1 protein-coding gene is annotated in these 1,382 nt (G+C 49.1%); it reads left to right on the top strand.

What is annotated here, in order from left to right:
- The first annotated feature begins 284 nt into the window (after positions 1 to 284).
- Positions 285 to 1,361, top strand: a complete 1,077-nt coding sequence (locus ABIB18_RS23695; protein ID WP_069730030.1) for an IS110 family RNA-guided transposase — start codon at positions 285 to 287, stop codon at positions 1,359 to 1,361.
- The last annotated feature ends 21 nt before the right edge of the window (positions 1,362 to 1,382 follow it).

Genomic DNA, 1,382 nt, shown 5'->3' with positions numbered 1-1,382 from the left:
GATAGTAATAATGCCAGTGTCAGTTTTTATCATCACTCAGTTTGCCGTTTAACCTGATTGGTGTGATTACTGATGCAGTGAAGACCTTCCCGCATCCTGACTCACACAGCGATCGACCTTTTGTGTCCTGCCCTGGACTCGTCGGTTGCCGGAAGCGCCTTCATGCGAGGCATCTCCTCACCGGTGCGCGTGACTCAAGAAGGGCCTGACGGCTTGTCTCATTACTGTCCTGTCCGGGTTATCTGTCTGGAGATTCAATTCTGTTTCCTCACAGGAGTTCTGTCATGACTGATAACGTTACCGGAGCCACCGTTGTGGGTGGCGTGGATACACATAAAGATTTACACGTTGCCGCTATCGTAGATCAGAACAATAAAGTTCTGGGGACCCAGTATTTTCCCGCAACACGACAAGGTTACCGGCAGATGCTGGCATGGATGACTTCATTTGGGGCGTTAAAGAGAATTGGCGTTGAGTGCACAGGCACCTATGGCTCAGGACTGCTTCGCTATTTCCAGAATGCGGGGTTAGAAGTTCTTGAGGTGACTGCACCAGATCGGATGGAACGACGCAAACGGGGTAAAAGTGACACGATTGATGCTGAGTGTGCTGCTCATGCAGCATTCTCCGGTATAAGGACAGTTACTCCCAAAACGCGCGATGGCATGATTGAATCTCTGCGAGTCTTAAAAACTTGCCGAAAAACAGCGATAGCAGCCCGCAGAGTCGCTCTCCAAATTATCCATTCCAATATTATCTCTGCTCCGGATGAATTACGTGAACAGCTCAGAAATATGACGCGCATGCAGCTCATCAGGACTCTGGGAACTTGTAGGCCTGATGCCAGTGAATACCACAATGTTACAAACGTTTATCGCATTGCATTAAAGTCCCTTGCCCGGCGCTATCTCGAGTTACATGACGAAATTGCTGATCTTGACGTCATGATTGCGGCAATTGTCGATGAGCTGGCACCTGAACTAATTAAACGTAATGCTATTGGATACGAAAGCGCTTCGCAGTTGCTGATCACTGCCGGAGACAACCCCCAGCGATTAAGATCAGAATCAGGTTTTGCGGCACTGTGTGGTGTCAGCCCTGTTCCTGTCTCTTCTGGAAAAACGAACCGTTACCGACTTAACCGGGGCGGAGATCGAGCTGCGAATAGTGCACTTCACATCATAGCCATCGGACGTTTACGAACTGACGCTAAAACGAAGGAATATGTCACCAGGCGAGTGTCAGAGGGGCATACAAAAATGGAAGCAATACGCTGTCTGAAGCGATATATCTCACGGGAAGTATATACATTACTGCGAAATCAAAACAGGCAGATCAACAGCACCCCGTTAACGGCTTGACTCTTAGAAGGGCGTCCAGGG

The sequence above is a fragment of the Pantoea sp. UYEF8 genome (assembly GCF_040546285.1).
GTDB lineage: Bacteria > Pseudomonadota > Gammaproteobacteria > Enterobacterales > Enterobacteriaceae > Pantoea > Pantoea brenneri.
The sequence above is the reverse complement of the archived record's forward strand: the minus strand, read 5'-3'. Positions and strand labels throughout refer to the sequence as shown.